The organism is Nocardia sp. NPDC060249 (genome assembly GCF_042728755.1).
GTDB lineage: Bacteria > Actinomycetota > Actinomycetes > Mycobacteriales > Mycobacteriaceae > Nocardia.
Genome location: NZ_JBHXAQ010000002.1, coordinates 1,319,537 through 1,345,352 on the forward strand (window position 1 = coordinate 1,319,537; position 25,816 = coordinate 1,345,352).

Genomic DNA, 25,816 nt, shown 5'->3' on the forward strand with positions numbered 1-25,816 from the left:
CTTCGGGCCAGGTGTGTGCACCTCACCATTCACTGTTGCGGACCCCATGGCCGCGCACAGGAAATATTATTCCGCGCGATGCGGGCCGGCTTTCGGAATGTTTTCCACGAGAATCAGTGCAGCAGATCGCTGAAAGGAACATCGATGCCACCGAAAGCCGTCGACCGGCGAATCCGGCCGAAGCAAGAGCGGGCGAAGGCGACCCGGGAACACATTCTCGACACCGCCGCAGAGCTGTTCGGGCAGCGGGGAATCGACAGCACCTCCACCAACGTCATCGCGGCGCGGGCGAACGTCAGTATCGGAACGCTGTACCGATACTTTCCGGAGCGGTCCTTTCTCGTCGACGAACTCCTCGATCGGCTCATCGCCGATGTCGAGCAGGAGTTCACCCAACGTGTCTTCAGCTTGCCCGTAGCGACGTCGCCGAAGAGCAGTGACGACTATGTCGCCATCGCATCGGAGATACTCGACGTCTTCGCCGAAGTGCTGATCGCGAAGTCGGATCTGGTTCGCGCGCTCGTCGGCAGCGTGCAGTTCTACAGCAGCGGGCTACCCGAATTCGAACCGCGATTGCGAATGCTGGTGAAGCTCATCGTGATCCAGTTCCTCGGACCCGGTGACGACCGTGACAACGACATGATGTCCTGGGTTCTGGTCAATACCGGATTCGCCGCGGTCGTGCGCGCCTCGGCTGACGGCGTGGCCGACGGCGACCGCGCCGCCGCCATCGCCATGACCGCGCGGATGATCGGCACCTGGCTGTACGGCGAGATGCGGGACCGCGAATAGCGCCGGGCTACACGGTTACCGCTACCTCGTCGCGGGACTGGAGGTCGGCGAGTACCAGCCGCAGCAGTTGTTCGGCGCGGATACGCTGCCAGCCCAGCATCGCGTGCGGACTGAACCTGGCCTCCTCGAAGAGCGCGACCAGTTCATGGGCGCCGTCGTCGTGCAGGACGCCACTGTCGAAAGCCCGCTCCAGCACTTCCCTCGGCGTATCCGAGATCAACGGCGCCGCGGCACGATCCGCGGCCAACCCGGCCTCCATGGCCACATAGCAGGCGATCACCGCGGTCCGCGCGTCCTGACCGGGCGCGTTCATCGCGGCCAATCCCATCTCGGCGGCCCTGGTCAGCGAGTCGACCGTGTTCGAGACCTCCTCCTCGCTCAGTTCCACGCTGTCGACCAGCGGCGTCCGCCCGGCGACGGTGACGCCGACGAGTCCGGCCGCCGCGATGCCGATCAGCACGATCGCCAGGCCCGCGGCTCCCAGCAACGCCATCCCACTCAGCCGCACCGAATCGACCGCCGAATCGACCACCTGCACATCGGCGGCGGCGGGCACACCGGGCTGTCCCGCTTGCGCCGGTGTCACCGAGGCGACCGGTGCCGGCTGACGCCGTGCGCCGGGCAGAACGAACAGCATGGTGATACCGACCGCGAACGTCAGCGCGACGGTACTGAGCGCGATCGGGGCCAGCACCGCGAAACGCTTGAACGACAGACGAACGCGCAGCCCGTGCTCGACGGCGGGCATCGCCAAGGGCAGCCGGTGCTGACTGACGATGACGCCCGCGAGCAAGATCACCACCGACACCAGCAGCAATACCGGCATCAACGCGACAGCCACCGGCGACGTCCCGCCGGTTTCACTGGGAACAACGGTCCCAGGTAAATGCCCGTGCAGCGCGATAATCGCCGCGACAATCAAAACGACCGCCGCGACCAAACGACCTATTGGCGCCGATATTTTTCCCACAGCCCTACCGCCGAACCCCTGGAAGCCACCCGAAATGCCCACATAGTGGCATTTCCCCCGGCCGTCAGGAACCGACCGCACAAGATTTGGTCGAACTCCCTCAGCACCCGCTGATTCCTTGTCTCCGGCAACATTTCCTACCGCGAGGCAACGAATATCTCGGTGCGGTCATCCCCGCTCGGGGCGTCCCCACACCGAGGGATCCGGTGGGGGCCACCCGTCTGCCCCCGGGAGTGGGAGGTCGGGCACGGCACTCGATCGGTCCGGGCTCGACGGATCGGCAACGTGATGCCATCCACCTCGAAGCGGGCGCGGTGGCGGAGGTGTCGCGGAGATCGGAGGCGCCGCGACCGGAGGCGGTGCCGGGCGCGGCTCGGTACGGCGCGACCGCGTTACCCGCACGATCACGATGATCACGATGATCACGAGCACCGGGAACAGCAGGAGCGCCAGCCACGACAGGTAGCGGCCGAGTTGCAGAAATCTCGCGGACCCCGGCGGCGGCTCGGGCGTCGGAGCCTGTGCGAGCACGGGGCCCACAGCGTCGTGTACGGCGAGAAGGACAGTGCTCACCGGACCCCCTCCCGGAAAACCAAGCGCTGCAATCGGATACCCGACCAGTGTGCACGCCGCCCGGTACCTTCGCATCGTTTCCGTGACCGGTCTTCCCCTGTCGCCGCCGCGGCCCGGTGGGTCAGTCGGCGAGAAAGCGCGCGGCGTTCGCGTGCGCCCAGCGATCGAACGTGGTGGCGGGGTGTCCGGTGATGTCTTCGACGCTGGTGGTGGGCAGGGATTCCGGCGGCGGGGCGAAGTCGAGCAGGACGTTGTCGACATACCAGGCGGTGTTGTCGCCCATGGTGGGTTGTAGCGCGGTGATGGTTTCCTCGCGGGTGGAGATACGGAAGGCGATGTCGCGGCCGAGAGCGTCGGCGAGGTGTGCGACCAGGGCTGCGCGAGTGAGGATCTCCGGGCCCACGAGGGAGTGGGCGCGGCCGAGGTGACCGTCCTCCAGCAGGGCGATCGCGGCTACGGCGGCGATGTCGTTCATGGCGATGGGCGCACTGGCGGTGCCGGGGTGCGGCTCATGGACAGCACCGGTTTCACGAATCTGCCGAGACCACGTCAGGGTGTTCTCCATGAAGTCGGCGGGCCACAGATGAGTCCAGTCCAAGCCGCTGTCCTCAACCGCGTTACACACACTGCCCCACCAGCTTTCGGGCTCACCCGACAGATCGACGACGTGCCGCACCCCAGCCGCCCGCGCCAGCTCGAGCACCGCGGTGACGTTGTCCGGTGAAGGTGCGAGATACATCCGGTCGACGCCCTCGAGCGCCGCGGCCACACCGGCAGGCCGTCCCAGATGCCCCCGCGCCACCTGAACACCGGCGGGCAGCGCCGCCTCGGCCGGGTTGATGGTCAGCGCGCGAATGTCGGTCGCCCCGCGCGCGATCAGCTGGTCCACGACCATGCGCCCGATATTGGCCGTCGCCCCGGTAACCAGGATTGTCATCGGTTTCCCTCCGTCTCGGTTCGGTGAACAACTCGATCCTGCCAACGAAATCCGAGCGGCGCCCATAGCAATTTCGGGCGAGATCGCAGGCGGGTTCGAAGCCCCGCAGCGCGGAGCGGCCCATGGCACCGGAAAATTTCCGGTAACCGTACCGATATCTACGGTGTGGCAATGTAATTCGCTGTTTATGTCGAAGTGATGATGTTTTTCCGGTATCACCGCTGGTGGGTTCCACCGAATCGCCGTCGATGCGAAAATGTCCTCGGACCGAGATCCGGTCCGGCAGAGGATGTTCCGCCGGATCTGGCGGGCAGACTGGAGGGGCAGGATGCATTTCTCGTCTCGAACAAGTTCGGGCGCACAACGATTCGGCGTGATCGCCGTTCTCGCGGCAGGAGCTGTCGGCCTCGCGGCCACCACCACCGCGCAGGCCGCACCATCGGCCGCGGCTCCGATCGTGCAGGGTGTCGACAGGGGCGTGGCGTTCACCGCGAGTCCGCTGGCCGATGGCTCCGGGCTCACCGTGTCCGCTCCGGACGGCACCTTCCGTGTCGTCGGCGGTGCGGTCACCCTCACGAACCGGGAGGGCAACGTGGTCGCGGCCGTGCCGACCCGCATCGTCACCGGAGCAGGCGATTTCGACCTGGTCGCGGGCATCTCCGCCGACGGCAGGTCAGCGACGCTGACCCCCGCCGCCGCACCGGCCGTCGTCACCGCCAACATGGCCGAATTCGTCGACGCGGCCGGCGACACCGAGGCCCGCAAGCAGCACAACGCGGGCATCGGCGCGCTCATCGGCGCCGGCATCGGCGCGGTGCTCGGCTTCTTCCTCGGCGGAGTCGGCGCACTGGTGACCATCCCGATCGGTGCGGGCATCGGCGCCCTCATCGGCTACTCCACGCCGTAGCGGCACAGCGTGGTGGCCGGCCCGCGCGGTCGGCCACCACGCGCGGCGTCAGCTCAGGTGATGCGCCTCCTGCTACCGAGCCGGCTTCCCCCTGATGCGCAGCTTGCGCTCCTCCGGCCTGCATCCTCGGCCGTCCCCGGGTCCGATGGAGCCGTCGGCGACGAGTTCGACCGCGCCAGGCCTGCGGACCGTGTCCGGGCCGAGCCTCTAGGGTCGTCAACGCGAACGAACCGAGGAGAGGCAGCGATCATGAACGCGTCGAACGAGCGCACCCCCAGTGGCTGGGAGGACATCACCGCCGCGGATCCGGCGCATTCGAGTCGGTATGTGGAGCGGTTCCGAGCGCTCGCCGCGCAGGGGACCGACATCGTGGGTGAGGCGCGGATGATCGACGCGATGCTCGGGCGTGGCAGCCGAGTGCTCGACGCGGGGTGCGGGCCGGGGCGGACCGGCGGATACCTGCACGAGGTGGGGCACACGGTGGTGGGGGTCGACGTCGACCCGGTGCTGATCGACGCGGCGCGCGCGGACCACCCCGGTCCGACGTGGCTGGTCGGCGATCTCGCCGAACTGGACCTGCCGGTCGCCGACTTCGACGCCATCGTGTGCGCGGGCAATGTGATGACCTTCCTGGCTCCGTCCACCCGGTCGGCGGTGCTGGCGGGGTTCGCCGGGCACCTCGCGCCGGGCGGGCGGGCGATCATCGGGTTCGGCGCGGACCGCGGCTACGAGTTCGCCGAGTTCCTGACCGACGCCGGATCCGCCGGGCTCACCGTCGACCTGCTGCTGTCGACCTGGGATCTTCGGCCCTTCACCGACGACTCCGACTTCCTGGTCGCGGTGTTCTCCCGCGCACCCGGCCCCAGCACCTCGACCCGGCCCGACGCATGATGGTCTCCAACGAGCAGTAGGCCGGGCGCAGGTGCCCGAAACAACGGTGGACGAGGCGATGGCCGAGCCGACCACTTGCGATGACCCGACGATGCGCGCGGCGATGGGCGCGGCGTCGACCTCACCGAGCTGCGCGCGCTCGCACCGTAGCGTCCGTGCTCGCGATCGTTGGTCGCCCGTCGGCGGCCGATGGCCGTTAGCGTGTCCGCATGGGTGTGGATGAGATCTGTGATCGATTCGTCGAGGACTACGCGGCCGCTGATCCGGTGACGGCGACCATGTTCGGCATCGCGGGACACGACGATCGCCTGACCGACTATTCGCCTGCCGGACACGAGATTCGGGCGCGGATCGCGCGAAACGCGGTGCACGCCATGCTTGCCGCACAACCTGTCGACGACGGCGAACGGGTGGCGAAAGCCGTGTTCACCGAGCGCGTCGGGCTCGACGTGGAGATCCATGACGCCAAACTGCCCCTCGCCGCCCTCAATGTGATCGAAAGTCCGGTACAGCACATCCGGATGGTGTTCGACGTGATGCCCGCCGAGACGGCCGCGGACTGGACGGTGATCGCCGAGCGGCTCGCGGGAGTACCGGAAGCGCTGGCAGGCCTGCGGGCTTCGCTGCTGGTCGCGGCGGAGCGCGGGCAGGTCAGTGCGCTGCGCCAGATCATCAAGGTCGCCGAGCAGGCGGACATCTGGGCGGGTTCCGGCGCGAACACCGGGTTCTTCACCACTTTCGTCGCCGCCGCGGAAGGTGTCGACGGCGCGCCGCTGACGCGATTGCGGCAGGGCGCGCAGGCGGCCGAACACGCCTATGCGGCTCTCGCCGAGTTCCTGCGCGCCGAGCTCGTGCCGAACGCGCCGGCCAAGGACGCGGTGGGCGAGCAGACCTACCGGCTCTGGTCGCGCTATTTCACCGGGGCCGACCTCGACCTGCGGGAAGCCTACGACTGGGGCTGGGCGGAATTCGCTCGGCTCGAGGCCGAGATGTTCGCCGTCGCCGCCCGCATCGCACCGGGCGCTTCCCTCACCGAGACCGCGGCAGTGCTCGACGCCGACCCGAAATACCGGGTGCGCGGGCGGGACGGACTCCGGGCCTGGCTGCAGAAGGTGTCCGACCGAGCGCTGGGATCGTTGCGCGGCGAGCACTTCGAGATCCCCGACGAGCTCATGCGACTGGAGTGCACCATCGCCCCGCCGGGTGGGGTGGTCGGCGCGTACTACATCGGCCCGACCGCCGATTTCAGTCGTCCCGGTCGCATGACCTGGTCAGTGGAGCCGGACAAAGAGGATTTCACGACCTGGCGCGAGGTGAGCACGGTCTATCACGAGGGCGTGCCGGGCCATCACCTCCAGATCGCGACCGCGGTGTACGAGGCGGATGCGCTGAACACCTACCAGCGGTTGATGTCGTTCACCTCCGGGCACGGTGAGGGGTGGGCGCTCTACGCCGAACGCCTCATGCAGGAACTCGGCTACCTCGACGACGACGGCGACCTGTTCGGCATGCTCTCGCAGCAACTGTTCCGCGCCGCCCGAGTGATCGTGGATATCGGGATGCACCTCGAATGGGAGATTCCGGCCGGCGCCGACTTCCACGAGGGCGAGCGGTGGACTCCCGATCTCGGTCTGGAGTTCCTGCTGACGCGGACCCTCGAGGACGAAGCCACCGCGCGCGACGAGATCGACCGCTACCTGGGCTGGCCCGGGCAGGCACCCGCCTACAAGATCGGTGAACGCCTGTGGCTGACGGCTCGCGAGGAAGCCCGTGCGCGCGCGGGAGCGTCGTTCGATATGCGGCGATTCCACACCCGCGCTTTACGATTGGGCGGCATGGGACTGGATACGATGCGGGCGCAACTCGCCGCCATGGAGTGAGGGGCCTTCAGAACAGGCTGGTCTGCGCGGGTTCCGGCGTCGCCGTGATCGTGGAGTCGAGTTCGATGCGGCGACCGACGAGGCGGGTGTCGTTGACCAATACGAGTTCGCTCGCACCCGCGGTGTCCCGGCAGGCGATGGTGTGGCCGTGCGCGGTCACCGCGTCGAGGACGTATTCGCCCGGCTCCCCGGCGATTTCGGTGGCAACCGGGAATCGGCCGTGAGCCTGGATCGTGGCGTAGAAGTCCCGCCCGCCCGACCAGGCGATATCGGTGCGCGTGATGTCGCCGGGCAATGCGCCCGCGGCGTGCTCGGCCGCGTCGGCGACCGCCGATTCCAGCACCGCCCAGGGGCGCAGCGGTTTCGTGAGGATGCGGGTCTTGGTGATACCGGCGACCGCCTGCCCGATCCCGGCTCGCTCGGTCACCGTCCGTTCCAGATCTCGCACGTGCAGTCCGTCCGGGGAATCGGTGATGAACCGGGCGACCAGCGCACCCTGCTCGAAGAGACGGCGATTGCGCCGCGACGCCGAGGCCGTACCGACCTTGGTCATCCCGTCCCCGAAATAGGCGATGTAGAGATGGTGTGGCTGCGACATGTAGTCGCGGACCTGTTCGGGCAAGGCCGTGAGCGGACCCCGGTGGCTGTGCACCACCGACCATCCCTCGGTGATCCGGCACTGCTCGCACTGGCGCCCGGCGTCGACCCGTGCGCGCCGGGGACAGACGAGCCGTCCGCGACGACCGCCACCGAACCCGTTGTAGCCCAAGCAGAATCGACTCGAATCGGTGATCCGGAACGCCAGCCGTGTGCCGATGCCGGGCAGCAGCTCGGTGGTCCCGTCGTCACCGAGCAGCTCGTAGAACCATCGACCCTGCTCGTCCCAGCGAGTGCCGCAGTACAGGGCCGTGGAGGTCATCGGTCGAACCTACACCGGCCGGTCGGTGCGGATCACAAGCCGGCAGCCGAAAGATATCTGAACCACCAGTAACCCCCGCACGATTTCCCACACCGTGAATCGGTCACCTACGTTGAGCGCACAGCAGGGGTGCGACACCGGTAAGGGGAAAACAATGGACGATCTCGAGCTGCTACTCGAAACGGGATTCACTGTGACACCGACGGTACACATGGATTGCCTGACCCAACAGCTGATGGTCGCCGTCGAATCCTGCTCGCGCAACGGAATCCCCTTTCCCCGAATATGGGAGGAGGTCGAAGACGCACTCGACATGGTCCCGGCGGGTATCCCCGCCGAGTGGCGTTCAGAATTAAGGCTCTACCTCAGCGATCACGTCATTTCGGCATTCATGAACGTACCGGCCGACGCGAAACAGCTACCCGGCGTGTGAGCTTTATCGGACCCTCGACCGGGCCACCGCGGCGAACCCGCGCCGACCCGCTGCTGATCAGAGGGCGCCGAGCAGGTCTTCGAGGTGGATGGGCACGTGGCGGACGCGGACGCCGGTGGCGTGGTAGATCGCGTTGCCCACCGCGGCCGCCGAGCCGACGATGCCGATCTCGCCGATTCCCTTGCTGCCCATCGGGTTCAGATGCGGATCGTGTTCATCGATCCAGCTGACGTCGATGTCGCCGATATCGGCGTTGACCGGGATGTGGTATCCGGCGAGGTCGTGGTTGATCACGGCGCCCAGGCGCGGATCGAACTCGCTCTGTTCGAACAGTGCCATGGACAGACCCATGGTGACGGCGCCGAGGAATTGTGAACGGGCCATCCGCGGATTGATGATGCGGCCCGCGCCGAAGACGCTGACCACGCGCGGAACCCGGATCTCGGCGGTGTCGGTGTGCACGCGGACCTCGACGAAGTGCGCACCGAACGCATGGGTCGAAAAGTTCTCTCGCCCTGGGTATTCGGGGGCCTCGACCGTGATCTCGGCGCCGTCGGCGGGCGCCGGGCCGAATCGGTCGCGGAAGGCCAGCGCGGCCGCCACTACGGCCGAGCCCCAGGACGCCATACCGGTCGAACCGCCCGCGACCGTCCCCTTGGGGAGATCGGAGTCGCCGATGCGCAGCTCGATTCGGTCCGAGTCGACACCGAGCGCGTCGGCGGCGATCTGGCCGAGGGAGGTCCAGGTGCCGGTGCCGATATCGACGGCGTCGATGGCGACTTCGTAGCGGTCGCCGAGGTAGCGCACGCGGGCGCTGTTGCCCGAGGCGGTGTCGGCCGGGTAGGTCGCCGCGGCGACCCCGGATCCGATCAGCCATCGGCCTTCGCGTCGCGACTTCGGCGCCGGGTCGCGCTCCGCCCAGCCGAAGCGCCGCGCCCCGGTCTGCAGGCATTCGATCAGCCCCCGGGTGGAGAACGGGCGCCCCGATTCCGGGTCGACCTCGGGTTCGTTGTGGATACGCAAGGCGATCGGGTCCATGCCGAGGGCCACCGCGAGTTCGTCCATCGCCGTCTCCGCGGCGTACATGCCCGGACAGTGCCCGGGCGCCCGCATCCACGACGAGACGGGAACATTCAGTGCCGCGAAACGGTGCGAGGTCGATCGGTTGGCCGCCGAATACATCACGCGGGTGACCACGGCGGTCTGTTCGGCGAATTCCTTCACCACGGAGGCCTGCGCGATCGCGTCGTGGGCGATCGCGGTCAAGGTGCCGTCGCGGTGCGCGCCGAGCCGGATCCGCTGGCTGGTCGGTGTCCGATAACCGGCGAGGGAGAACAGTTGCTGCCTGGTCAGCGGCAGTTTCACGGGCCGCCCGTCGCAGAGTTTCGCTGCCATCGCGGCGAGCACGATATTGGCGTGCGGTTCGCCCTTGGACCCGAAGCCACCGCCGACGAAGGGCGCGATCACCCGCACCCGCTCGGGCGCCAAGCCGAACAGGGGCGCGAGCTGGGCGCGCACCACATGCGGGCCCTGCGTGGAGTCGAACAGCGTCAGGGTGTCGTCGGTCCAGTGCGCGACGGTGGCGTGCGGTTCCATCGGGTTGTTGTGGACCATCGCGGTGGTATAGGTGTGGTCGATAGTGACCGGGGCGATGGCCATGGCTGCGTCGACGTCACCGATCGCGGTGTCGGCGGGAAAGCCGCCGCTCACCTCCCCGGGGTTGTGGAGCTCGGCATCGAGGGTGACGTCGGCGGGCCGCTCGTCATAGGTCACACCCACCTGAGCGGCAGCTTCGCAGGCCACCTCCAGGCTCGTCGCGACTACGGCGCCGATCGCCTGCCCGCGAAATGCGATCTCGGCGTCCTGCAGAATGAACAGTTCGTTGTCGTCGTCGACGGCCAGCCGGGGAGCGTTGTGGTGGGTGAGCACCGCGACGACGCCGTCCATCCGCTCGGCCACCGAGGTGTCGATCTCGCGGATCCGGCCGCGGATGATCGTCGACTGAATCACGTACCCGTACAACGGATCCGGTTGCGGATGTTCCATCGCGTAGGGTGCGGCACCGCGAAGTTTGGCCGGTCCGTCGATCCGGGTGGGTGAGCTGCCGACCGCCGGTGAGTTCATCGCGCCTCACTCAGCTCGCGCAGGGTCGCGACGATGACATTGCGCGCCAAGGGGATCTTGAAACCGTTCTGCCGCTGCGCACGCGCATCGGCGAGTTCGGTATCCGCCGCGGCGGCGAAGTTCTCCTCGGTGGCCGCCCGGCCGCGCAGTGCGGTCTCGGCGGCGAATGCTCGCCACGGTGTGGCGGCGACACCGCCGAGCGCGATCCGCGCATCCCGCACCACGCCGTCGGCGATGTCGACGGCAGCCGCCACCGAGACCAGGGCGAACGCGAACGACGCACGATCGCGGACTTTGCGGTAAGTGGAGGTGCTCGCCCACTCGAGCGCGGGCAGGTCGACGGCGGTGATCAGGTCACCGTGCTCGAGGACCGTGTCCCGGTCGGGTTCGTCGCCGGGCAGCCGGTAGAGGTCGACCAGCGGGATCGCACGCTCCCCGACGGCGCCGAGCACCCGCACCACCGCACCCAGCCCGGCCATCGCCACCGCCATGTCGGAGGGATGGGTGGCGATGCACTGCTCGGACGCGCCGAGGATGGCCTGGTCGCGATCGAATCCGCCGATCGCCGAGCATCCGCTGCCCGGCTCGCGCTTGTTGCACGGCACAGTCGAATCCTGGAAGTAGGGACATCTGGTGCGCTGCAACAGATTTCCGCCGGTGGTGGCGAGATTGCGCAGCTGGGCGGATGCGCCGGCCAGCAGCGCCGCCGACAGCATCGGATACCGCGCCCGGATGGCAGGATGGGCGGCGAGATCGGCATTGCGCACCGCCGACCCGATGCGGATACCGCCGTCGGGCAGCTGGGTCACCTGATCGAGCGGCAGCCCGCTGACATCGACGAGCTTGCCCGGCGCGATGATCCCGAGTTTGAGGTGATCGACGAGATTGGTTCCCGCACCGAGGAATACGGCGTCGGGCTCGGCCAGCACCGCGGCGACCGCTTGCCCCGCGTCGGTGGCGCGTTCGTAGGCGAATTCCCTCATCGAGCGACCTCCTGAATCGCCGCGACGATGTTCGGATACGCCCCGCAGCGACACAGGTTGCCGCTCATTCGTTCCCGGATCTCGTCGTCGCTCAGCACGATCTCGCCCGTCGGATCCGTCGTCACGTGACTCGGGGCGCCCGCTTTCACCTCGTCGAGCATGCCGACCGCCGAACAGATCTGGCCCGGCGTGCAGTAGCCGCACTGGAAGCCGTCGTGTTCGAGGAATGCCCGCTGGACCGGATGCAGGTCGTCACCGTCGGCCAGTCCGTCGGCGGTGACGATGGTCGCCCCGTCGTGCGCGACGGCCAGCGCGAGGCACGACGTCGCCCTGCGACCGTCCAGCAGGACGGTGCACGACCCGCATTGCCCGCGATCGCAGCCCTTCTTCGGGCTGGTGACGCCCAGTTGTTCACGCAGGGCATCCAACAGGGTGGTCCGGGTGTCGACGTCCACCACCCGCGTCCGCCCGTCGACGGTCACAGTGATCCGCGCTCGCATCGAACGGCCTCTCGTCGTGGGGCACCGACTCCGCACAGACCCTTCCGGGCCCGCTACCAGCACATACGCAACCGCTGTGCGTACATCGGCCACGCTACCAATCCGGCCGACGAACACGGTGCACCTCGACCACATCCGCCGTGGTTTCGCCGGACAGCACGACCGGCGGCCGCACCGATGAGTTTCCGCGAGCGACATCGTCGTACTGGTAGACAGTGGATCGATCGGGGATCCGCGGGCGCCGGGCACCGAAAGGAACGAATTATGAGGATCGCTACGTCGAAGGACGGCACCGAACTCGCCTATGACGTGTCCGGTGACGGCCCGGCGCTGGTGTACATCACCGGCGCGACGTGTTTCCGGCGGTTTCGCCCGATCGCCGGCGACGTGCGGGTGTTCGCCACACGCTTCACCGTCTACAACTACGACCGGCGCGGGCGTGGGGAAAGCGGGGACGTGCAGCCGTATGCGATCGCGCGTGAAGTCGACGACATCGAGGCGATGGTCGATACCGCCGGTGGGCGCGCGATTCTCTACGGGCATTCGTCGGGTGCCGCGCTGGCCCTCGAGGCGGCGGTCCGGATGCCGGACAAGCTCGACAGGGTCGTGATCTACGACGCGCCCTATGTCCACGACGAGGCCGAACGGGCGTCCTACGCCGAACTGGCCGCGACGGTGCGCGCGCTGCTCGACCAGGCGAAGAACGCGCGAGCGCTGAAGGCGTTTCTGCGCGGAATCGGGATGCCGGGCGCGTTCGTCGCGCTGCTACCGCTGTTCCCCGGCTGGAAAACGATGAAGGCACTCGCTCCCACCCTGATGTACGACATCGCGATCACCGAGACACTTCCCCCGGTGCAGCGATTCGAGAAGATCCGGATTCCCGTGAAAGTCGTTGTCGGGGAGAAGAACCCGCCCGGTATGCATCAGGTGTCCCGAGAACTCGCCGCGGCGATTCCCCAGGCGACGCGTCAAGTACTCGCCGGACAGGACCACATGGTCAGCGCCAAGGCGTTGCTGCCGATTCTCACGGACTCCGCCGCGCACGAGTGAACCCGGCCAGGTCTACGTCGTCGACCACGACGCCGGTGGAATCGTCCGGGTGGACTGCGGTTGCGTGCGCGCGGCGGCCAATGCCTCGGCGCGGCTCGGGTAGACGGGTAGCCACTCGGTGAGACCGGCCGCGACGATGATCCGGTCGGTGACCGACGGCACGGGATTGACCACGCTCATGCGCAGCTGACCGCGCTGGGCGCGGGTCGCCATGTCGAGGATCGCCCGGCAGGACATGAACGTCACGTCGCTGATGTCGATCACCAGGTGACCCGGCTCCCCCTGTGCGGTGCCTGCCCGGTCGAGGACGGTGCGCCATTGGGGCAGGTTGCAGGCGTCGATCTCGCCGTACACGTGCACGACAGTGGCCGTGGGGTGCAGGGTGACTTCCGCACGCAGCGCCGAGTCGGATTCACTGATCCGCGACGGTCGGTCGCCATGGCCGGAACGGTTGTTCACGAGTGCTCGATCCCTCGACACCGGCAGGTGTACACACTGCCCCGGCCGGTCCTGGTGACTCAAGGCCGGCTGGTGGTTCCATTTCAGCACGCCGGATCGATCGTGTCACCGGTTGTGATGGATCCGATGCGCTCGACGTCGCGATCAGCGGCAGCCCTCGAGGGTGGCGTCGGCGAGTTCGCTGATCACATCAGCGATTTCGCGTCGTCGGTGCATCGCCACCAGCTGCCGACGCGCGCCGTTTCCGCGCTCGCCGAGCGCCCTGATCGCATCGGTGACGAAGGCGTGGTCACCACAACGGTGCAATGCCGCCGCGATGTCGTCGACGAGCGCGGCCAGCAGGTCCTGATGGGGAACGACGCGACGCGCCACGAGGTCGAGGCCGTTGCCGTCGAGCCCGGATCGCGCGGCGTTCCAATAGGCGGCGCGCAGGACTTCGCCGGGCACCGCCGGAGCGGGGATGTCCTGCGCGATCGCGTCGAGCGCGGTGGTGACGATTCCGCGGATGAGCGCCGCGAGCAGCGCGGATTCCTCAGCGGTCGCCGGAACATCGCTCACGCGGATTTCGACCGTCGGAAAGGACTCCGACGGGCGGACGTCCCAATAGACCATCTTGTTGTCCAGGATGCTGCCGCTGGATCGCATCATCGCGACGATCGATTCGTACTCACGCAGCGACGCGAAATACGGCGGCGGACCCGCGCTGGGCCACCGGCGCCACAAAATACTGCGCCAACTCGCGTAGCCGGTTTCGCTGCCACGGTAGATCGCCGAATTCGCGGTCAAGGCGAGCAGTACCGGCAAACGTGGTCGGACATAGTTGCTCACCAGCACCGCGGTTTCGCGATCGGGCACCGCCACGTGCACGTGGCACCCGCACAGCCCCTGCTCGTGGGCGATCATGCCGAAAGCGTGCGCGATGCGCTGGTAGCGCGGCGTATCGGTGACCGGGTACCCCTCGGGGACGGTCGGCGGCACCGCCACCGCCAGCAAGCGGGTACCGTGCTCGGCCGCGCATTCGGCCACCCGGCGCCGTGCGCTCCGCAATTGCGCCAGCAAGGCGCCGATCTCGGAGTGCACCGCGCTGCTGGTCTCGACCTGACAGCTCGTCAGCTCCAGCTGCAGATCGATCCCGGCCTTCTTCGCCGTCTCGGCGACGAGCGTGTTCTTCGGCGCGGGCGCGCCGGACTCGGGATCGGTCAGCAGGAACTCTTCCTCGACGCCGACCGTCGGTACATGCGCGGACACTTCCTCACCTCCAGCACCTGCGGAGCGGGCGCGGGTCATCGGTCCGGTGAGGGACCGATGACCCGGGCGGCATGGCCGGTCAGTCGCGGAAAGCGTCCTTGACCTTCTCGCCCGCGTCCTTCAGGTTCGACTTGGCCTGATCACCACGACCCTCGTTCTCCAGATCGCGGTCGTCGGTGGCACGGCCGGTGGCTTCCTTGGCCTTGCCTGCCAGCTCGTCGGCCTTGTTCTTCGCCTTGTCAGCGATACCCATGGCATTCCTTTCAGGCTGTTTGTCGGCCACTCGGTGGCCGTGGGCCGTCCTGGGGACCCATCGACGGCCTACCCGGGTCTGTCAGGTGCAAACAGGCGCGAGGTCCAGGGTGAATAATCGACACATGACCGAACTGGGCAACGCATCCACCACAGAGCGCGCACTTGTCGAACGCGTGATCGGGGTCGGCGACTCGTTGACGGTCGGCCGCTTCCGGTTTCGATTCGCCACCCGGCAATGGGAATGGTCCGATGAGGTCGCGCGGATGCACGGTTACCAGCCCGGCACCGTGCCGACCACCGAGATGTTGCTCTCGCACAAGCATCCCGACGATCGGGATCGGGTCGCGGCCATGATCACCTCGGTCGAGGACAGCGGCGCGTTCTCCAGCCACCACCGCATCATCGATACGTACGGCCGGGTCCGCGATGTGCTGGTCGTGTCGGAGCCGCTCGCCGACGTGGACGGGACGGTGATCGGCACCGAGGGCTATTACATCGACCTGTCCGACACCGCGGCCGAGTACCGGCGCGAGGCGCTCGACAGCACCCTGCCGGGGCTGCTGGAGGCGCGCGTGGTGATCGAACAGGCCAAAGGCGCGTTGATGCTCGCCTACGGCGTCAACGCCGACCAGGCGTTCCGGGTACTCCAGTGGCGCTCGCAGGAGACCAACGTGAAGCTGCGCGTCATCGCCGAACGCGTGGTGGCCCAACTGCCGACCGTGGCCGGTGACGAGGTGCGGTTGCGCACGCGGCTCGACCATGTCCTGCTGACCGCGCACGAAGGCGCCCAGGTGGACCCCGTCGGTCAGTGACGTCCGGCCACCACGCGGAAGGTGTCCAGGCGTGGATCGCTCGCATCGGGCACGTTCATGCCCGCGGCGACGCCGGTGCGCAGATACTCCACGACGGCCGCGTCGATCCGCTCGCCCGGCACGATCGCGGGAATGCCGGGTGGGTACGGGGTGAGTTGCTCGGCGGCGATCCGGCCGACGGCGCGCTCCGCCGGTACCGCTTCGGTGGCGGCGAAGAACGCGTCGCGGGGCAGCATCACCGTATCCAGTTGCAGGTCTTCGGGTTTCGGGAGCACGATGGTGGGTGGGCGGGGGTCGCCGAGCCCTGCACGCCACAGCGCGAGCCCATCGATGAGCGCGGCGGCGCTCACCTCGTCGTCGGCCGGTGACAGGGTCGCGAGCACTCGACGGTGATCGCTGAGACCCACGTCGAGCCGACGGTGGGTGCGCAGCCAGTCGGCGGCCTGGTAGCCGCTCGCGCCGGTGCCGGAGACGTCGATCAGTACCTGCAGCAGATCCAGATCGTGAGACGCCTCGACGCCGAGGAGTTCGTCGTGCATGACCTCCAGCCCGGCGATCTCGTCGATCGCGGCGCGGGTTCCACGGGCCATCGTCAGGGCACGATCGAGCAGATCGTGGCCGAATTCGGCCATCTGCCTTCGCCATCCGTCCAACGCGGCATAGATCAGCACGTTGGGGCTCGTCGTCATCAGCAGGTCGGCACAGCGGCTCAGCCGCTTCGGATCGACCAGGTCGCCTTGCACGTGGAACACCGAACCCTGCTCGAAACCCATGCCCATCTTGTGCACGCTCACCACACACACGTCGGCACCGACATCCATCGCCCAGGTGGGCAAGTCGTGATGGAAGGGCAGATGCGCGCCCCACGCCTCGTCGACGATCAGCGGCTTGCCGCGCGCATGACAGACCTCCGCGATTCCCCGGATATCGGCGCAGGTGCCGTAGGGGCTGGGGCTGACGATCAAAGCTCCCGCGGCGTCCGGATTTTCCCGCCACGCCTGCTCCACCTGAGCCGGCGAGGGCGGATGGGAGAAATGCCGGTCGGCATCCCAGCGGGGGGTGATCCAGTGTGGGCGGACACCGGAGAAGATCAGTCCGGCCACGATCGATTTGTGCGAGTCCCGTGCCACCAGCAGACCGCCGTCGTCACCACCCGCGACGGCCATCATCGCCGCCTTCACCGACAGTGAACTACCGCAGGTCGAGAAGAAGGCGGCATCCGCGCCGACCGCGTCGGCCATCAGGTCCTCGGCCGCGCGCAGCAACCCGCCGCGCGCAAGCCGGTCGTCCAGTCCCGGCGAGGCCAGGATGTCGGAGGCGAACGCGTCGGGCCCGAGTGCGGTGAGCACGCGGGCATCGATCCCGCGCCCCTGGCGATGTGCCGGTGGGGTGAATCCGTAGCGGCTGAGCCCACGGTAGTCGGCGACCGCGGCGACCAGCGGGGCGGTGCTGTGGTCCATCGGCCGACCTTCCTGATTCCCTATCGCCGCACCGCCGGTGCGGGACGCGGCGGTACCGAGAACGCGGTCCGGTGGGCCGGGCCGGGATCGACTGTCCCGGCGAGACCTCGAAGGACCGGCGGCGGTGGCACCGGGTCGGGACCGGGCGGGTCCGGCGGAACGGGCACCGGATCACCGGGTCCGGGCGGAGCCGGTGGCGCGGGTACCGGATCGGGGCCGGGCGGGACCGGCGGCGGGGGCACCGGATCCGGACCGGGCGGGCTCGGCGGCCGAGGAATCGGATCCGGACCGGGCGGGGTCGGCGGGCTGGGTGGGGCCGGCACCGGATCGCCCGGGTTCGGCAGGAACGGGTCCGGTGGGGGGCCCGGTGGTGTGGGTTCCGGCGGTGGTGGCACCGTGGCCGACTCGGTGCGCTCGATCGCGAACATCATCGCCTCCTGTCGTCGGTGTTGCGGCGGGCGCACGACATTGGGCACCCGCGAAAGGCCGCGACGCAGGTCGAGCCACACCGCGATGACGTCGTTGGCATCGTGATGGTGCGCTCGACCTGCCCCGAGGTAACTCCGGTGTCGACACCGTCCTACGAAAGCGTGGCTGAGCCGGTTCTTCGGCGCCCGTTCCACATTCGGCTGATCGCCACAGTGGTGGGATGCCCGCGCACACGTACTCGAAACGACGCACGCGCACAGTGTCGGCGCGAAGTCAGGAGTCGGCTTCGATGCGCGCCCACGCACGATGCTCGGCCAGGTCGGTGAGCAGCGCGCTCGTCGCGGCCACCGTGTCGGCGACGGTGATTCCCGGCGCGTCGGATTCGATGTCGTTGCGCTGCAGCACCGAGACCGCGGTGCCGACCGCGGCGATCGCCTTGCCGTGCCGCCACATCTCCTCGACCAGCAGGTTCACCCTCGCATCCGCCGGCTCGGCCAGCAACAGCGCGCCGTCGAACTCGACCGATCGCATCGTGGCGAAAGTCCGTGCCACCGGCACACCGTCGATGACACCGCCGCGCGCCGCGACGACCATCGGCCGGACTCTGGCCTCTTCCAGCGCGGTCGAGACCTCGCGCACCGCGTCGCCCGATGTGGTGTCGTCGACCAGCACGGCCACCGTTCGCCCGTCCACCGGGAAACTGCCGTGTCGCTGCGACAACGCCGGACTCGGCGCGAGATCTACGTGATCGCTGTTCGGGGCGGGCTTGTCGAGCCCGAGTTGCCCGGCGACGTAGCCGGCCAGTCCGTCGTCGACATTGACCAGCATCTGCAGAGCGCGCCGCTGGATCGACTCGGACTGGCACTTGCCGAGTTCGAAGGAGAACGCATCGGCCAGATGTCGCTGTTCGCCGGTGGTCAGGCTGCGATAGAACATGCGCGGCTGCGAGTAGTGGTCGGCGAACGACACCGATCCCGCGCTGTTGGCCGACGTCCGTAGTTTCGCGGTCGGCGGCGGAATGGGTGTCGGTGATTCGACATAGGCTTCGCCGGCGAAACTCGCCGCGTAGGGGCATCCGCCGCCGAGCGAATTGGGTTTGTAGGCAGCGACTCCGGGGTGCACGGCACCCTGGTGCATACCGTCGCGGAAGAGGTCGTTGACGTCGGCGTGCGGCGTATTGATCGGCAACTGGGTGAAATTCGGGCCGCCGAGCCTGCTGATCTGAGTGTCGAGATAGGAGAACAACCGGCCCTGGAGCAGCGGGTCATCGGTGACCTCGATGCCCGGAACCAGGTGGGTGGGGCAGAAAGCGACCTGCTCGGTTTCGGCGAAGAAATTCTCCGGATTCGCGGTGAGGCGCAGGGTACCGATCGTCTGCACCGGCGCGAGTTCCTCGGGGACGATCTTGGTCGGGTCGAGCAGATCGATGCCCTCGAAGAGATGATCGGGAGTATCGGGAAATACCTGCACACCGAAATCCCATTCCGGTGCCAAGCCGGCCGCGATCGTGTCGGCCAGATCCCGGCGATGGAAATCCGGGTCGAACCCGGCCGTCAGCTGCGTTTCCTCCCACAGCATCGAATGCACGCCCAGGCGCGGCTTCCAATGGAACTTCACCAGACTCGTCGTGCCGTCCTCGGCGACCAGCCGATAGGTGTGGACACCGAATCCCTCCATCATCCGCAACGACCGCGGCAGCGCCCGGTCCGACATGTTCCAGAAGGTATGCGCGGTCGCCTCGGTGTGCAGCGTGACGAAATCCCAGAAGGTGTCGTGCGCGGATTGCGCTTGCGGGATCTCGCGATCCGGCTCGGGCTTGCCGGCGTGGATCACATCGGGGAACTTGATCGCTTCCTGGATGAAGAACACCGGAATGTTGTTGCCGACCAGGTCGTAGACCCCCTCGCCGGTGTAGAACTTCACCGCGAAACCACGGGTGTCGCGCACCGTGTCGGCCGACCCGCGTGAGCCGAGCACCGTGGAGAACCGGACGAAGACCGGGGTGCGCGCGTCGGCGGCCAGGAACTTCGCGCGCGTCAGCGACGCCGCGGCGCCGTTGGCGATGAACACACCGTGAGCGGCGGTGCCGCGAGCGTGCACCACCCGCTCGGGGATGCGTTCGTGATCGAAGTGGGTGATCTTCTCGCGCAGGTGGAAGTCCTGCAGCAGTGTCGGGCCGCGCTGTCCCGCCTTGAGCGCGTGATCGGTGTCGGCCACCCCCGCGCCCTGCGGGGTGGTCAGCCGAGGGCCCTGCTGGGCGCGCAGGCTCGCGTCACCGGGAATCGGTGCACCCGTGGGGCTGCGCAAAGCGGGCCCTTCCTGGTCGGCTGCCGGACCCGCCTGCTCACACGGTGTCGCGGCGTCCTCGTCGGGCGGAGTCGGCGGATGGGTGAACTCGGACGGAATATCGTGGTCTGTCATAGTATTTCGTCGTCCCTTCGTCGCGCTGAGGAGATCAGAGGATGGGTCTGCCGCCGGTCACTGCGAGTCTGGCCCCGGAAATGTAGCTGCCGTCTTCGGCCGCCAGCAGAACATAAGCCGAAGCGAGTTCCGCGGGTTGCCCCGCCCGTCCCAACGGTGTGTTGTCGCCGAATTTCGCCACCTTTTCCGGTGGCATGGTGGACGGGATCAGCGGGGTCCAGATCGGGCCCGGTGCCACACTGTTCACCCGAATCCCCTTCTCGCCGAGCAACTGTGCCAAACTGGCGGAGAGATTCGAGATCGCCGCCTTCGTCGCGGCGTACGGCGCCAGAGTCGGATTCGGCATGTCGGAATTGACCGAGGAGCTACCGATGATCGAGGACCCCGGCCGCATGTGTGGCACTGCCGCCTGGACCAGATGGAAATACGCGCCGACATTCACAGCGAAGGTATAGGCGAACTCCTCGTCGGTGATCTCGGACAGATCGGTATGGGTCATCTGATACGCCGCATTGCTCACCAGCACGTCCACGGTGCCGAATTCCTCGACCGCTCGCGCGATCACCGCGCGACAGTGCGCGGAATCGGACAGGTCACCCGGGACCAGCACGGCCCGCCGTCCGGCCTGCTCCACCCACTCGGCTACCTCCAGCGCATCGGACTCCTCGTCCAGGTAGGAAATGAGCACATCGGCGCCTTCACGAGCGAAAGCGATGGCGACAGCCCGGCCGATCCCGCTGTCGGCGCCGGTGATCACCGCCGCTTTACCCGCCAGCTTGGCCGATCCGCGATAGCTGTGCTCCCCGCAATCGGGGACCGGCGTCATCTGCGACTGCACACCCGGAACTTTCTGCTGTTGTTCGGGAAAACCCATGGTCGACGTCCTCCAGTTCGGAAGTACTATCCCCGGGGGGACTACCGCGTTATCGGCGCGGCAAACAGCGGTTCGATCCCGGGTCGTGGGGTAAGCGGCGCGTATGGAGATAATTGCGATCGTGGCTTTGGTTGCCCTCGTCGCGGTGGTACTGGCGATGCGCAAGACTCGTGGCAGGCGGCCGGGAGAACCGGAGTCGACGGGCAACGACCCGAAATGAGATCGAGGCGTGACCCGGCGGTTACTGGGTAACCTCCGGGAAACGGTGGTGGATGAGGGAGGTGGCGTGCGGGCTCGAGATCGCGATACCGCTCCCCGCCCGCGGACCGTCGGGTTCCAGGTGCCCGCCGAACTGGACCAGCTGAGCATGGTGCACGCGCTCGCCGAGACGGTGCTGCTCGTCGGGGGCTTCGCGCTCGACGAAGTCACCGATCTATTGCTGGCCCTCGACGAGGTCGCCACCGCGTTGATGCTGGTCGCGACGCCGGACTCGGTGCTCGATTGTTCGTTCACCGGTCGGGACGGAGCGCTCGGCGCCCGGGTGAGCGCCGTGGCCCGAGAGCCCGCCGCCCTCGATGAGCAATCCTTCGGCTGGCACGTCGTCGCGACGCTCACCGACGCGCTGCGCACCGACTACGCCGGGTTCGACGCGGCCCGCGACGGCTACCCCACCACGGTCGAATTCGGCTGGATCCGGCGATTGCACGGACCTGCCAAGTCGTGACCATCGCGCGCTAGCCTCGTGGGTAGGGCATAGCCCTGGGTCCCGGTGGGTACCCCATGAACACATCTGCAACCGCCTGGAAGTGAGGCAAGTAGCGATGACATGGGAATCAACGATAGCTTCGGCCGACCGTTCGACCGCCCGGCGATCCCATTCGCACGGCGACAGCTACGACAACATCGAACCGTGGTTCGAGAAGTTGCGGGCACTGCCGCCCGGCGACGAACACCACGACCCCGTGCGCGCGCAGGTCATCGAACTGTGCTTGCCGCTCGCCGATCACATCGCGCGAAAGTTCAACGGCCGCGGTGAGCAGTTCGACGACCTCGAACAGACCGCCAGGGTGGGCCTGGTGCTCGCCGTCGATCGCTATGACGTGACTCGCGGCTCGTCTTTTCTGTCCTTCGCGATCCCGACGATCATGGGTGAGGTGCGCAGGCACTTCCGTGATCGCACGTGGGCGGTCCGGGTGCCGCGCCGGCTCAAGGAGATCCAGCTCAGGATCGGCCCCGCCACCGAGGAACTCTCGCAGCGGCTCGGACGGTTCCCGACCGCGCACGAACTCGCCGACGAGCTCGACGTCGACCTGGTCGAGGTGACCCGCACGCTGGTCGCGGGCAACGGCTACCAGACCAACTCCATCGACGGCGTCACCCACGACGGCCGCGACAACTCCACTCAGCCGATCACCGATACCCTCGGCAGCGACGAGCCCTGCTACCAGCTCACCGAGGACGCGATGGCGGTCCGGCCGCTGATCGCCGCGCTGCCCGCCGAGGAACGACAGGTGCTGATCATGCGTTTCTACGAGTCCCAGACGCAGGGCCAGATCGCCGAGCACCTGGGTGTCTCGCAGATGCAGGTCTCGCGGATCCTGTCGCGGACCTTGGCCTTGCTGCGTGAGCAAGCGCTCGCCGAGCCGACGCCGACGCAGTGACAGCGGCGTCGGCACATGCCAGAATTGTTCCAGGTTGAGACCTCCAGCCGACCCCGGTCCTCGTCTGCCGCTCCCCCTCGAGCCGGTAGACGCCCCTCGGCAGCGACGACCGGAAAAACCCTGTCGCACAGGAGGTTCTATGTCTGTCGTCACGGATAGCCGCCATTCGAGTCGGCTGCGCTGGTACCGCGGACGCGGACGCTCCGCGGACGCCGCGGCCGAGTTGGCTGTGCGCGACCCGGGACGACCTGGCTGCTGGGTACTCCACGGCGGCATCGAGCTCGACGCGGCGCGACTGCCGCGATTCCGTTCGCTTCTCGATCGCTCGGTGCGGTCGGGCGCACGCGTGGTCGTCATCGACCTGCGCGACACCGAATTCCTGAGCATCCGTGTCGCGGCGACGCTGCGCGAGGCCAAGATCGAGGCGTGGACGCACCGGGTCGATATCCGCCTGCTCACCGGTACCCGTGAGGTGGAGCGAGCACTGGATCTGGTCGGTGTGCGACCGCTGTTCCGGTATTACCTGTCGATCGATGACGCCTCCCGATCGGAATCAGGTCACTGACACGCTGTTTCGCTCACCCTGATCCTGGGTATGCGCTCGATGAACCCACTCCGGCGCATGCTCGGGAGGAGGACATCGTGGATTCGAGCGACCGAATCATCACCGACTCGACGCCTGCGACATCGACCCGCGTCCAGATCGACGCCGACCTGAACCAGGTCGTGATGCTCCGGGCGGTCGCCGAAACGGTCGCCTTGATCGCCGGTTTCGCCGTCGACGAGGTAGCCGACATCCGCGTCGCGCTCGACGAGGCCGCCACGTGCCTGATCCTCGACGCGACGCCCGATTCCCAGATCCACTGCGAGGTGACCGCGGACGGATTCCGGATCCGGATCGAGGTCACCGCGGTCTGCGGCAGCGACCACCCGATCGACACGACCGGATTCGGCTGGCACGTGATGCACACGATCACCGACCATCTCACCGCCGACCACGAGGCCTACGACCGGGAACAGGGCGGCTACCCCGTCGCGATCACCTTCACGCAGGTGCGACGGGTGCACTGAGCGTCTCGCGCAACGAGCTGCGATCCTCGTTCCAGCATGTCAGTACGTGATCGGCGAAGCGGTCCTCGAGCAGGTTCGTGGCTTGGATGCCGAACACGATCGAGGCGGCCTGGCCGGGTTCGGCGGCCAGTAAACCGGCGACGACGTCGCGACGCATCACCTGTTCGTGCACGGCGTCGGCTTCGACGTGTTCGGCGTAGAAATGCGCGCACGCGGGATGCGGGAGCAGTGTGTGAGCGAGCGCGGCCAAGCGGCGCGAGGCAGGCGGCGAGGTGATCTCGACGGTCGCGAAATGGCCGATCAGCGCGCCGCGCAGGCCACGATGCAGACCGAACAGGGTCATCATGTCCACCAGGGCCAGCATCGGCGCCGGCACCGTGTCGAAGTAGTGCAGGTAGCCCGGCTCCAGACCGGCGCCGGACAGCAGATCGGCGAACAGTCGCGCGTGCACGCGTTCGCCGCGGCCGGCGCCGAACTCGTCGAACTCGACCGCCACCAGCGACGCTTTCACCTGCCCGCGCAGGCGCGGGATCACCCAGGCATACGGGTCGGCTTCGATGTGGTGGTAGATCGAGCGGTGGACGAAATATTCGCGCAATCGGTCGGGTGTCCCCCGCTCGGCGAGGAATCCGGCGATGCCGTCGGCGTCACGGGTCGGTTCGAGCAGACGGTCGAGTTCTGCATCGACATCGTCGCCGCCCGGGACATCGGCATGCAGGGCTGTGAGCAGTTGGCTCTCCAGGTGACCGCGCAAGCGCAGCAGGTCGGGGTCCCACTCCCAGTTCTCGTCGACACCGGCGAAGCCCTGATAGTGCAGTTCGTAGCAGGTGTGCAGGGTCAGCAGGAGATCCTCGCCGTAGGGGTCGAGTGCGACGGCGTCTGGCACCACCGAACCCGGTGTCCGCGTGAGCGATTCGATGACCGCGGCAGACAACTCGCCGCGCGGGCGCGGCAGTGATCGCAGAACCGTCATTCGGCACTCCTCGGATGACGTCGCCGCCGGTGGCTCGTATCACACAGCGGGTAGGTGCTCGACCGGCGGCACAGGCACAGCGCCACCACGAAACGGTCGCAGTGCAGGACCGTTCCGTCGACGGTGACCATGTCGACGGGACCGTCGATGAGCGCGGGCCCGCCGTCGGTGAGCACGACCCGCCGCGGCTCAGGCGGGGTCGGCGACGGGAGACGATGTTCGGTCGACACGGATCACCACCAGTTCCTCCTCGCGCTGACCGGGCCGGATGAAGCCGTTGGCGGCCAGCCATCCGGCGCGAGAGCGCATGACCGGCCCGAACGGCACCGTTCCGGTCGCCACGACGTGGGCGTTCTCGCCCCGCTCGCGCAGTTGGCACAGGCTGCGCTCGGGATCGCTGATCGCCGAATGCACGATCAGCCCGACGCCGCGCTCGGTGAGCAGGTCCGGCAGCATCGCGCACAACCGGTCGAGCACGCTGCGGCCGTCGTGGCCTGCGTCCCAGGCCAGCGCCGCACCGCGACCGGTCGCCCGGCCCGCGGGAACATAGGGCGGGTTCGCGACCACCACGTCGAAGCGCGGCAGCCGCAGCGCGGATCCGAAATCGCCGTGCAGCAGTTCCACCGCGATGCCGCGCAACCGGCAGTTCATCCACGTCGACATCAGCGCCGACCAGGACAGGTCGACGGCGGTCAGACTGCCCGCACCCGCCGCGGCGGCGGCCATGGTGAGCGCGCCGGTCCCCGCACAGACGTCGAGCACCCGCCCGCCGGGGAGCGACGGCACTTCACGCATCGCACGACTGAGCAGCCAGGTGTCGGCCTGCGGCCGGTAGACGCGCGGCGCCCGGAGGACGACCACCTCAGTGTCCCCTCGGCTCGCCCAAGGCGAGACCCTCCTGCGCCTTCACCCGCCGGTGCTCCGCGACCACGAGCCCGATCCCCGCCACCAGACACACCGCGCACGCCACGCCCGCGATCACGGCCCAGCCTGCGAAGCCGTACCCGGCCGCGGTGAGCGTGAGACCGAGCAGCACCAACCCGACAGCGGCGAGAATCAATCCGGGCCAATTCCTGGTGTCCCTGATCGACTCGCCCGCATGGGTTCGAGTGGTCCGAGCGTCATCGGGAAACTGCTTCTCTGACTGATTCATCGCGCGTGCTCCTTTCGAGGACGAGACCGCCCTGTCGGGGA

General features: G+C 67.9%; 28 protein-coding genes. 11 read left to right on the forward strand and 17 right to left on the reverse strand.

Translation table 11 applies throughout. The features are described 5' to 3' along the window. Positions 1-144 precede the first annotated feature (144 nt). On the forward strand, positions 145-792 hold the full coding sequence (locus tag ACFWFP_RS13450; protein ID WP_379295018.1) for a TetR/AcrR family transcriptional regulator: 648 nt from the start codon (positions 145-147) through the stop codon (positions 790-792). A 7-nt stretch (positions 793-799) separates the two neighbouring features. On the opposite strand, the gene ACFWFP_RS13455 is transcribed toward ACFWFP_RS13450, so the two are convergent. Together ACFWFP_RS13455 and ACFWFP_RS13460 are read right to left on the reverse strand one after the other, a co-directional pair. Beyond that, positions 800-1,633, reverse strand: a complete 834-nt coding sequence (locus ACFWFP_RS13455; RefSeq protein ID WP_379295019.1) for a DUF4129 domain-containing protein — start codon at positions 1,631-1,633, stop codon at positions 800-802. 823 nt (positions 1,634-2,456) lie between these two features. Further along, positions 2,457-3,272, reverse strand: coding sequence for an NAD(P)H-binding protein (locus tag ACFWFP_RS13460; RefSeq protein WP_379295020.1), 816 nt, complete (start codon positions 3,270-3,272; stop codon positions 2,457-2,459). Between the two features lie 373 nt (positions 3,273-3,645). On the opposite strand from ACFWFP_RS13460, the gene ACFWFP_RS13465 reads away from it, so the two are divergent. The 3 genes from ACFWFP_RS13465 to ACFWFP_RS13475 all read left to right on the forward strand — a co-directional run bounded on the left by ACFWFP_RS13465 (position 3,646) and on the right by ACFWFP_RS13475 (position 6,950). Then, positions 3,646-4,179 carry a hypothetical protein gene (locus ACFWFP_RS13465; RefSeq protein WP_379295021.1) on the forward strand — a complete coding sequence of 178 codons (534 nt, stop codon included), beginning with the start codon at positions 3,646-3,648 and terminating at the stop codon, positions 4,177-4,179. Positions 4,180-4,428: 249 nt separating this feature from the next. Beyond that, on the forward strand, positions 4,429-5,070 hold the full coding sequence (locus ACFWFP_RS13470; RefSeq protein ID WP_379295022.1) for a class I SAM-dependent methyltransferase: 642 nt from the start codon (positions 4,429-4,431) through the stop codon (positions 5,068-5,070). Between the two features lie 209 nt (positions 5,071-5,279). Continuing rightward, positions 5,280-6,950, forward strand: a complete 1,671-nt coding sequence (locus tag ACFWFP_RS13475; RefSeq protein ID WP_379295023.1) for a DUF885 domain-containing protein — start codon at positions 5,280-5,282, stop codon at positions 6,948-6,950. 7 nt (positions 6,951-6,957) lie between these two features. Here the strand turns inward: ACFWFP_RS13475 and ACFWFP_RS13480 are convergent, their stop codons facing one another. After that, entirely contained in the window at positions 6,958-7,869 is a 912-nt protein-coding gene (locus ACFWFP_RS13480) for a hypothetical protein (RefSeq protein ID WP_379295024.1), read from the reverse strand. Positions 7,870-8,023: 154 nt separating this feature from the next. Between ACFWFP_RS13480 and ACFWFP_RS13485 the strand changes: the two genes are divergently transcribed. After that, on the forward strand, positions 8,024-8,302 hold the full coding sequence (locus ACFWFP_RS13485; RefSeq protein WP_379295025.1) for a hypothetical protein: 279 nt from the start codon (positions 8,024-8,026) through the stop codon (positions 8,300-8,302). A gap of 57 nt (positions 8,303-8,359) precedes the next feature. Here the strand turns inward: ACFWFP_RS13485 and ACFWFP_RS13490 are convergent, their stop codons facing one another. From ACFWFP_RS13490 to ACFWFP_RS13500, 3 genes are read right to left on the reverse strand one after another with little or no spacing between them, the layout of a single operon-like run. Then, positions 8,360-10,426, reverse strand: a complete 2,067-nt coding sequence (locus ACFWFP_RS13490) for a xanthine dehydrogenase family protein molybdopterin-binding subunit (protein WP_379295026.1) — start codon at positions 10,424-10,426, stop codon at positions 8,360-8,362. Beyond that, the gene (locus tag ACFWFP_RS13495) at positions 10,423-11,409 is read right to left on the reverse strand and encodes an FAD binding domain-containing protein (RefSeq protein ID WP_379295027.1); all 987 of its coding nucleotides are present in this window, start codon (positions 11,407-11,409) and stop codon (positions 10,423-10,425) included. Before ACFWFP_RS13495 ends, ACFWFP_RS13490 begins: the two co-directional genes overlap by 4 nt. Beyond that, positions 11,406-11,909, reverse strand: coding sequence for a 2Fe-2S iron-sulfur cluster-binding protein (locus tag ACFWFP_RS13500; RefSeq protein ID WP_379295028.1), 504 nt, complete (start codon positions 11,907-11,909; stop codon positions 11,406-11,408). The genes ACFWFP_RS13495 and ACFWFP_RS13500 overlap by 4 nt, the downstream gene beginning before the upstream one ends. A 264-nt stretch (positions 11,910-12,173) precedes the next feature. Here ACFWFP_RS13500 and ACFWFP_RS13505 point away from each other — a divergent pair, with 264 nt between their 5' ends. Beyond that, positions 12,174-12,959 carry an alpha/beta fold hydrolase gene (locus ACFWFP_RS13505; RefSeq protein WP_379295029.1) on the forward strand — a complete coding sequence of 262 codons (786 nt, stop codon included), beginning with the start codon at positions 12,174-12,176 and terminating at the stop codon, positions 12,957-12,959. A 12-nt stretch (positions 12,960-12,971) separates the two neighbouring features. Here the strand turns inward: ACFWFP_RS13505 and ACFWFP_RS13510 are convergent, their stop codons facing one another. From ACFWFP_RS13510 to ACFWFP_RS13520, 3 genes are all read right to left on the reverse strand, one after another. Next, complete coding sequence (locus ACFWFP_RS13510; RefSeq protein WP_379295030.1) at positions 12,972-13,418, reverse strand: anti-sigma factor antagonist; 447 nt, start codon at positions 13,416-13,418, stop codon at positions 12,972-12,974. Positions 13,419-13,562: 144 nt separating this feature from the next. Beyond that, positions 13,563-14,666: a glutamate--cysteine ligase gene (locus ACFWFP_RS13515; protein ID WP_379295031.1), complete on the reverse strand. Its 1,104-nt coding sequence runs from the start codon at positions 14,664-14,666 to the stop codon at positions 13,563-13,565. Between the two features lie 79 nt (positions 14,667-14,745). Beyond that, positions 14,746-14,919: a CsbD family protein gene (locus ACFWFP_RS13520; protein WP_101463217.1), complete on the reverse strand. Its 174-nt coding sequence runs from the start codon at positions 14,917-14,919 to the stop codon at positions 14,746-14,748. Between the two features lie 124 nt (positions 14,920-15,043). On the opposite strand from ACFWFP_RS13520, the gene ACFWFP_RS13525 reads away from it, so the two are divergent. Then, positions 15,044-15,733: a PAS and ANTAR domain-containing protein gene (locus ACFWFP_RS13525; RefSeq protein WP_379295032.1), complete on the forward strand. Its 690-nt coding sequence runs from the start codon at positions 15,044-15,046 to the stop codon at positions 15,731-15,733. On the opposite strand, the gene ACFWFP_RS13530 is transcribed toward ACFWFP_RS13525, so the two are convergent. The 4 genes from ACFWFP_RS13530 to ACFWFP_RS13545 form a co-directional block, all read right to left on the reverse strand. Further along, positions 15,727-17,193, reverse strand: a complete 1,467-nt coding sequence (locus tag ACFWFP_RS13530) for an aminotransferase class I/II-fold pyridoxal phosphate-dependent enzyme (RefSeq protein ID WP_379295033.1) — start codon at positions 17,191-17,193, stop codon at positions 15,727-15,729. The genes ACFWFP_RS13525 and ACFWFP_RS13530 overlap by 7 nt on opposite strands. A 20-nt stretch (positions 17,194-17,213) precedes the next feature. Next, the gene (locus tag ACFWFP_RS13535) at positions 17,214-17,624 is read right to left on the reverse strand and encodes a hypothetical protein (protein ID WP_379295034.1); all 411 of its coding nucleotides are present in this window, start codon (positions 17,622-17,624) and stop codon (positions 17,214-17,216) included. Positions 17,625-17,895: 271 nt separating this feature from the next. Beyond that, entirely contained in the window at positions 17,896-20,043 is a 2,148-nt protein-coding gene (locus ACFWFP_RS13540) for a catalase (protein ID WP_379295035.1), read from the reverse strand. Between the two features lie 34 nt (positions 20,044-20,077). Continuing rightward, positions 20,078-20,917, reverse strand: coding sequence for a glucose 1-dehydrogenase (locus ACFWFP_RS13545; RefSeq protein ID WP_379295036.1), 840 nt, complete (start codon positions 20,915-20,917; stop codon positions 20,078-20,080). A gap of 286 nt (positions 20,918-21,203) precedes the next feature. Between ACFWFP_RS13545 and ACFWFP_RS13550 the strand changes: the two genes are divergently transcribed. The 4 genes from ACFWFP_RS13550 (at position 21,204) to ACFWFP_RS13565 (ending at position 23,649) form a co-directional block, all read left to right on the forward strand. After that, a complete protein-coding gene (locus ACFWFP_RS13550; protein ID WP_379295037.1) occupies positions 21,204-21,641 on the forward strand; it encodes an anti-sigma factor in 438 nt (145 codons plus the stop codon). A gap of 97 nt (positions 21,642-21,738) precedes the next feature. After that, complete coding sequence (locus ACFWFP_RS13555) at positions 21,739-22,578, forward strand: RNA polymerase sigma factor SigF (protein ID WP_379295038.1); 840 nt, start codon at positions 21,739-21,741, stop codon at positions 22,576-22,578. 139 nt (positions 22,579-22,717) lie between these two features. Next, complete coding sequence (locus tag ACFWFP_RS13560) at positions 22,718-23,143, forward strand: STAS domain-containing protein (RefSeq protein ID WP_379295039.1); 426 nt, start codon at positions 22,718-22,720, stop codon at positions 23,141-23,143. A gap of 77 nt (positions 23,144-23,220) precedes the next feature. Continuing rightward, on the forward strand, positions 23,221-23,649 hold the full coding sequence (locus ACFWFP_RS13565; protein WP_379295040.1) for an ATP-binding protein: 429 nt from the start codon (positions 23,221-23,223) through the stop codon (positions 23,647-23,649). Here the strand turns inward: ACFWFP_RS13565 and ACFWFP_RS13570 are convergent. From ACFWFP_RS13570 to ACFWFP_RS13585, 4 genes are read right to left on the reverse strand one after another with little or no spacing between them, the layout of a single operon-like run. Further along, positions 23,624-24,622 carry an iron-containing redox enzyme family protein gene (locus tag ACFWFP_RS13570; protein ID WP_379295041.1) on the reverse strand — a complete coding sequence of 333 codons (999 nt, stop codon included), beginning with the start codon at positions 24,620-24,622 and terminating at the stop codon, positions 23,624-23,626. The genes ACFWFP_RS13565 and ACFWFP_RS13570 overlap by 26 nt on opposite strands. Continuing rightward, a complete protein-coding gene (locus ACFWFP_RS13575; protein WP_379295042.1) occupies positions 24,619-24,852 on the reverse strand; it encodes a CDGSH iron-sulfur domain-containing protein in 234 nt (77 codons plus the stop codon). Before ACFWFP_RS13575 ends, ACFWFP_RS13570 begins: the two co-directional genes overlap by 4 nt. Continuing rightward, positions 24,812-25,483, reverse strand: coding sequence for a HemK2/MTQ2 family protein methyltransferase (locus tag ACFWFP_RS13580; RefSeq protein WP_379295043.1), 672 nt, complete (start codon positions 25,481-25,483; stop codon positions 24,812-24,814). The genes ACFWFP_RS13575 and ACFWFP_RS13580 overlap by 41 nt, the downstream gene beginning before the upstream one ends. A gap of 1 nt (position 25,484) precedes the next feature. After that, positions 25,485-25,775 (reverse strand): hypothetical protein, encoded by a 291-nt coding sequence (locus ACFWFP_RS13585; protein WP_379295044.1) that lies wholly within the window; start codon positions 25,773-25,775, stop codon positions 25,485-25,487. Positions 25,776-25,816: the final 41 nt, after the last annotated feature.